The 6860-nt window shown below is 62.5% G+C and carries 5 protein-coding genes; 4 read left to right on the top strand and 1 reads right to left on the bottom strand.

Annotated elements, in window-relative coordinates:
- Positions 1-851: Mrp/NBP35 family ATP-binding protein (locus QZ638_RS21530; RefSeq protein WP_295814334.1), on the bottom strand; the 851-nt coding region annotated here is incomplete at its 3' end.
- Positions 852-985: 134 nt separating this feature from the next.
- Here QZ638_RS21530 and QZ638_RS21525 point away from each other — a divergent pair.
- From QZ638_RS21525 to fdhF, 4 genes are all read left to right on the top strand, one after another.
- Positions 986-1882, top strand: coding sequence for a LysR family transcriptional regulator (locus QZ638_RS21525; RefSeq protein WP_295814331.1), 897 nt, complete (start codon positions 986-988; stop codon positions 1880-1882).
- 91 nt (positions 1883-1973) lie between these two features.
- Positions 1974-2453 (top strand): formate dehydrogenase subunit gamma, encoded by a 480-nt coding sequence (locus QZ638_RS21520; protein WP_295814337.1) that lies wholly within the window; start codon positions 1974-1976, stop codon positions 2451-2453.
- Positions 2450-4006, top strand: a complete 1557-nt coding sequence (locus QZ638_RS21515; protein WP_295814328.1) for an NADH-quinone oxidoreductase subunit NuoF — start codon at positions 2450-2452, stop codon at positions 4004-4006. The genes QZ638_RS21520 and QZ638_RS21515 overlap by 4 nt, the downstream gene beginning before the upstream one ends.
- A gap of 9 nt (positions 4007-4015) precedes the next feature.
- Positions 4016-6860 (top strand): formate dehydrogenase subunit alpha (fdhF, locus tag QZ638_RS21510; RefSeq protein WP_295814326.1); only part of this gene is annotated, 2845 nt, incomplete at its 3' end.

The raw sequence follows: 6860 nt of genomic DNA, 5'->3' as shown, positions 1-6860 counted from the left end.
TCGACTCGTTTGAACATGTTGAGCCCCTTGCGAGCATCGATCAGCGCCAGATCCTGCGGTGTCGAGACAATCACAGCGCCGGCCAACGGCACCTGCTGCGCCATGGTGAGCTGCGCGTCACCCGTGCCGGGCGGCATGTCGACCACAAGAACGTCGAGCGCGCCCCAGGCCACATCGCGCAACATCTGGCGAAGGGCCGAGACGACCATGGGTCCGCGCCAGATCATCGGCGTGTCTTCTTCCACCAGGAAGCCCATCGACATGACCTTGATGCCGAATGCCTCCATCGGCTTCAGCGTCTTGCCGTCGACGGTTTCCGGCTTTCCTGTGAGGCCGAGCAGGCGCGGCATCGACGGGCCGTAGATGTCGGCGTCGAGAATGCCCACTTCCAGACCGAGTGATTTCAGCCCCAGCGCCAGATTGACCGCGGTGGTCGATTTACCGACTCCGCCTTTGCCGCTGGCCACGGCTATGATTGCCTTGATGCCCGGCACATCCTGCTTGGCCGGCTGCTGGCCGGCCTGCGCTGCGGGGCCGCCCGGCGTTGGACGCTGAGGCGCAGGTTTCGGGCGTGGTGGCGGGTTGGTGCCCATGCCGCCACCCGCTTTCTCCGCCGTTAGCGCAACCATCGCACCTTTGACGTCCGGTAGCGATTTTACGGCGTTCTCCGCCGCTTGCCGTAATGGCTCGAGTTCCTGCGCACGCTTGGCCGGGACCGTGATCGAGAAAAACACCTTGTCATCGGCGATGAAAATCTCCGAAACGAGACCCAGCGAAACGATATCGTCTTCGAGATCCGGACCCTTCACGGACCTTAAGCGATCGATCACCGTCTGCCTGTCGAGAGTCATATGCACATGCCTTTGCTTTTTCTCCCAGATAAAGCAGATGGGGTCTTCGGCCAAGAGAGGCAAATCAACCGCCAACGCGTTACGACCGAACCTTCCGCATTGCCCGGCGCGCAGCACCAAGGTAGCGTCGCGCCATGATCGACAAGCTGGAGTTTTTTATCACGCTTGCCAAGGAGCAGCATTTCGGGCGGGCCGCCGCCGAGCTCGGCATCACACAGCCGACGCTCTCCGCCGCCATAAAGCAGCTCGAAGACCAGCTCGGTGTGATGCTTGTGCAACGTGGTTCGCGCTTTCAGGGCCTGACACCGGAGGGCCAGCGTGTGCTGGAATGGGCCCGTCGCATCGTCGGCGATACGCGCACCATGCGCGCCGAGATGAAAGCCGCCCGGCGCGGTCTTGCCGGCCATGTCCGTATCGCCGCCATTCCAACGGCGCTCGCCATGCTGCCCGAACTCACCACGCCATTTCGCGAAAAGCATCCCGAAGTCACCTTCTCGATTATCTCGCGCACCTCGCTCGAGGTGCTCTCACTCCTGGAGAATTTCGAGATCGACATCGGCATCACCTATCTCGACAATGAACCGCTTGGCCACGTTGCCTCCGTGCCGCTCTATTCCGAACGCTATCAACTCATCACAGCGGCGCGGAACCGTCTCTCCGACCGCGAGACGGTCACCTGGAGAGAAGTCGCCGACCTGCCGCTTTGCCTGCTCACGCCGGACATGCAGAACCGCCGCATCATCAACAAACACTTGGAAGAGGTGGGTGCGACGGCCCATCCGACGCTCGAGTCGAATTCCATGATCGTGCTGTTCTCCCATATCCGCACCGGCAAATGGGCCTCGATCATGCCGCTTAATCTGGCTGAGGTGCTCGGCTTCTCCGAACCGATTCGCGCCATTCCCATCGTCGAGCCGGATGCGAGTCATCTCGTCGGACTGGTCGCAGCCAAGCGTGAGCCGCATACACCGCTCGTCTCCGCCCTGCTCTACGAAGCGCGGCTTTTGGCGGAACGCTACGGAGACAAATGATAGAAATTTTCTATCAAGCGACGAATATGCTATATTGATCCTTCACAAAGGATTTGTTTTTCCTCCACAACGAGCATCGTTAGGGAGGGCGCTGCATATGCAGCAGGCACGTACCGAAATCGCTTCCGCCGTCGCGCCGATCATCGACCGCTGGAAGAACGAAGAAGGCCCGTTACTGCCCATCCTGAACGGCATTCAGCGGGAGCTCGGCCATGTGCCGCGTGAAAGCCTGCCCTTCATTGCCGAGGCCCTTAACCTGACACGCGCCGAAGTTTATGGCGTGGTCTCCTTCTATCACGACTACCGCGAGAAGCCGGCAGGCCGCCATGTGCTGAAGCTTTGCCGGGCCGAAGCCTGCCAGTCCATGGGCGGCGATGCGGTGGCCGAGAAGCTGCAGAAACTGCTTGGCATCAAATTTCACGAAACCTCCGCCGATGGCGCGGTGACCCTGGAGCCCGTCTATTGCCTCGGTCTATGCGCCTGTGCGCCCTCCGCCATGCTTGATGGCGAGGTGATAGGCCGGCTGGACGAGGCGCGGGCCGTGGAAATTGCAGCGGAGGTGCGGGTATGACTGTAAACATCTACATTCCGCGCGATGCCGGTGCGCTGGCGCTGGGCGCCGAAAAGGTCGCTGCCGCCGCGCTTGAGGAAATCGAAAAACGCGGTCTCGACGCGAAGATCGTTCGCAACGGTTCGCGCGGCATGTTCTGGCTCGAGCCGATGGTCGAAGTGGAAACCGCCGAAGGCCGCGTGGCCTACGGCCCGGTAAAGCCAGGAGACCTGGCAGGCCTGTTCGATGCAGGCCTCACCGAAGGCGGCGCACACATGCTTTCCCTCGGTAAGCCCGAGGAAATCCCCTTCCTTGCAAAGCAGACCCGCCTGACCTTCGCCCGCTGCGGCATCATCGATCCTGTCTCGCTAGAAGACTACGAAAAGCATGGCGGCCTGCGTGGCCTGCGCAACGCGCTTGAAAAAACGCCGCTCGGCATTGTCGAGGAGGTCACCGAATCCGGCCTTCGCGGCCGTGGCGGCGCGGGCTTCCCGACCGGCATCAAGTGGAAGACGGTGCACGACACCGATGGCCCGCAGAAATACATCGTCTGCAATGCTGATGAAGGGGATTCGGGCACCTTCTCCGACCGCATGATCATGGAGGGCGACCCTTTCGTACTCATCGAGGGCATGACGATTGCCGGCATCGCCGTGGGGGCGACGAAGGGCTATGTCTATCTGCGCTCCGAATATCCCAATGTGCACAAGATTCTGAACGAGGCCATCGACGCCGCCCGCGCTAGCGGCATGCTCGGCAACAGCGTGCTCGGCTCGAAATACGCCTTCGACATGGAAGTGCGCGTGGGCGCTGGCGCCTATGTCTGCGGTGAGGAAACAGCGCTGCTCGACAGTCTGGAAGGCAAGCGCGGCCAGGTGCGCGCCAAGCCGCCGCTGCCGGCCCATGAGGGCCTGTTCGGCAAGCCGACCGTCATCAACAATGTGATTTCGCTTGCCTCCGTACCGATCATTCTCGACAAGGGCGGTGCCTATTACCGTGATTTCGGCATGGGCCGTTCGCGTGGCACCATTCCGATCCAGATCACCGGCAATGTGAAGCATGGCGGCCTGTTCGAGGCGGCTTTCGGCATGACGCTCGGCGAGCTGGTGGACGAGATCGGCGGCGGCACCGCCACGGGCCGTCCCGTGCGTGCCGTGCAGGTAGGCGGTCCGCTCGGTGCCTACTGGCCGCGCGATCTTTTCGACACACCGTTCGACTATGAAGCGTTCTCCGAAAAGGACGGTCTCATCGGCCATGCCGGTATCGTGGTCTTCGACGACACGGTCGACCTTTTGAAGCAGGCGCGCTTCGCCATGGAGTTCTGCGCCGTGGAAAGCTGCGGCAAGTGCACGCCCTGCCGCATCGGCTCGACGCGCGGCGTCGAGGTGCTCGACCGGCTGAAGCAGGGCATCGCGCCGCAAGAGCAGATCGAGACCGTGACCGATCTCTGCAACACGATGAAATTCGGATCGCTGTGCGCACTGGGTGGCTTCACGCCCTACCCCGTCATGAGCGCACTGACCCATTTCCCGGAAGATTTCCGCCCCGCGCCCCAGCGCGAAGCCGCGGAATAGGAGGAAAACATGTGTGGAACCGACAAGCGTTTCGTAGAAGAAATCGACTACGGCACCCCCGCTGTCCGCTCTGACAAGACGGTAACGCTGACCATTGACGGCCAGTCCGTCACCGTTCCGGAAGGCACCTCGATCATGCGCGCCGCGCGCGAGGCCGCCATCGCCGTCCCGAAGCTGTGCGCCAACGACATGGTGAAAAGCTTCGGCTCCTGCCGTCTCTGCCTCGTCGAGATCGAGGGCAAGGGCGGCACGCCTGCCTCCTGCACCACGCCGGCCATGGACGGCATTTCCGTCAACACAAAGACCGACCGCCTCAACACCATCCGCCGCGGCGTGATGGAACTTTATATGTCCGACCATCCCGAAGATTGCGCGGCCTGTGCCGCCGGCGACTGCGAGATGGCGAACATGGCCGAGAGCGTCGGCCTGAAGCAGAACCGCTATGGCGACGAAGGAGCAAACCACCTCGAACCCTCGCCGATCGGCGAGCACGGAGTGAACTTCAAGGAACTGGACGTTTCCAACCCCTATTTCGCTTACGACCCGGCGAAGTGCATCGTCTGCTCGCTGTGCGTTCGCGCCTGTGAAGAACAGCAGGGCACCTTCGCCCTGACGGTGGAAGGCCGTGGCTTTGAAAGCCGCATCACCGCCGGCATGGACGAACCGTTCCTGCAGTCGGAATGCGTTTCCTGCGGCGCCTGCGTGCAGGCCTGTCCCACCGGCGCACTGCAGGAAAAGTCCATCGTCGAGATGGGCATGCCCGATCATTCCGCCGTCACCACCTGCGCCTATTGCGGCGTCGGCTGCTCGTTCAAGGCAGAGATGAAGGGCGAGGAAGTCGTCCGCATGGTGCCCTATAAGGATGGTAAGGCCAATCGCGGCCATTCCTGCGTGAAGGGCCGCTTCGCCTATGGCTACGCCACCCACAAGGATCGCGTCCTCAACCCGATGATCCGCGAGAAGATCACGGACCCGTGGCGCGAAGTGTCCTGGGAAGAGGTCTACGCCCATATCGGCAGTGAATTCCGCCGGATCCAGCACCAGTATGGCCGAGGTGCGGTCGGCGGCATCACCTCGTCGCGCTGCACCAATGAAGAGACCTTTCTCGTGCAGAAGCTGGTTCGCCAGGGTTTCGGCAACAACAATGTCGACACCTGCGCCCGCGTTTGCCATTCGCCCACCGGCTATGGCCTGAAAACCACCTTCGGCACCTCCGCCGGCACGCAGGATTTCGATTCGGTCGAGCATTCCGACGTGGTTCTGGTGATCGGCGCCAACCCGACCGACGGTCATCCCGTGTTCGCCTCGCGCCTGAAAAAGCGCCTGCGCGAAGGCGCGAAGCTGATCGTCCTCGATCCGCGCCGCATCGAGCTGGTGCGCACGCCCCATGTGGAGGCGAGCTATCACCTGCCGCTCAAGCCCGGTACCAATGTCGCCGTTCTAACCGCGCTTGCCCATGTGATCGTTTCCGAAAGCCTGTTCGATGAAGCGTTCATCCGCGAGCGCTGCGACTGGGACGAATTCCAGGACTGGGCGAGCTTCGTTCTCCAGCCGGAAAACAGCCCCGAAGCCGTCGAAAAGATGTCCGGCGTTTCGGCGGAGCTGATCCGTGGTGCGGCGCGTCTTTACGCCACCGGCGGCAATGGCGCGATCTATTACGGCCTCGGCGTCACCGAGCACAGCCAGGGCTCCACCACCGTCATGGCCATTGCAAACCTCGCCATGGCCACCGGCAATATCGGCCGGCCGGGCGTGGGCGTGAACCCGCTGCGCGGCCAGAACAATGTGCAGGGCTCCTGCGACATGGGCTCCTTCCCACACGAGATGCCGGGCTACCGCCACATCTCCGAGGATGCGACCCGCGCAATTTACGAGAGCCTGTGGGGCGTGAAGCTCGACAACGAGCCGGGTCTGCGCATCCCCAACATGCTCGACGCCGCTGTCGACGGCTCCTTCAAGGCGCTCTACATTCAGGGCGAGGACATTCTTCAGTCGGACCCCAACACGCATCATGTGGCGGCCGGTCTGGAAGCGATGGAATGCGTCATCGTTCACGACCTCTTCCTGAACGAGACCGCCAATTACGCCCATGTGTTCCTGCCGGGTTCGACCTTCCTTGAGAAGGACGGCACCTTCACCAATGCCGAGCGCCGCATCAACCGCGTCCGCAAGGTGATGGAGCCCAAGAACGGCTATGCCGACTGGGAGGTCACGCAGGACATGGCCCGCGCGCTGGGCCAGGATTGGAACTACGCGCATCCTTCCGAAATCATGGCGGAGATCGCAGCCACCACGCCGAGCTTCGCCGGTGTGACCTATGAACTTCTGGACAAGGAAGGTTCCGTCCAGTGGCCATGCAACGAGAAGGCCCCCACCGGCACGCCCGTCATGCATATGGACGGTTTCGTGCGCGGCAAGGGCAAATTCGTGCGCACCGCCTATGTGGCCACCGATGAGAAGGTCGGCCCGCGCTTCCCGCTGCTGCTCACGACCGGCCGCATTCTCTCGCAATACAATGTCGGCGCCCAGACCCGCCGCACGGAGAATGTCGTCTGGCACGACGAGGACCTGCTCGAGATCCACCCGTTCGACGCCGAGAATCGCGGCATTCGCGAAGGCGACTGGGTGAAGCTCAAGAGCCGCTCGGGCGAGACCAGCCTGCGCGCCACAATCACAGAGCGCGTTGCGCCGGGCGTCGTCTACACCACCTTCCACCACCCGGCCACGCAAGCCAATGTGGTGACGACCGAGTATTCCGACTGGGCCACGAACTGCCCCGAATACAAGGTCACGGCGGTGCAGGTTTCCCCGTCCAACGGCCCGACGGAATGGCAGGAAGACTACGAGGACCACG

Origin of the sequence: uncultured Nitratireductor sp. (assembly GCF_913053745.1) — a bacterium.
Lineage (GTDB): Bacteria > Pseudomonadota > Alphaproteobacteria > Rhizobiales > Rhizobiaceae > Nitratireductor.
This window is presented reverse-complemented; position numbering and strand designations above follow the sequence as displayed.

Coding starts and splice junctions, on each gene's coding strand:
- QZ638_RS21515 (WP_295814328.1), top strand. CDS start 2,450: ATGACTGTAAACATCTACATTCCGCGCGATGCCGGTGCGCTGGCGCTG.
- QZ638_RS21525 (WP_295814331.1), top strand. CDS start 986: ATGATCGACAAGCTGGAGTTTTTTATCACGCTTGCCAAGGAGCAGCAT.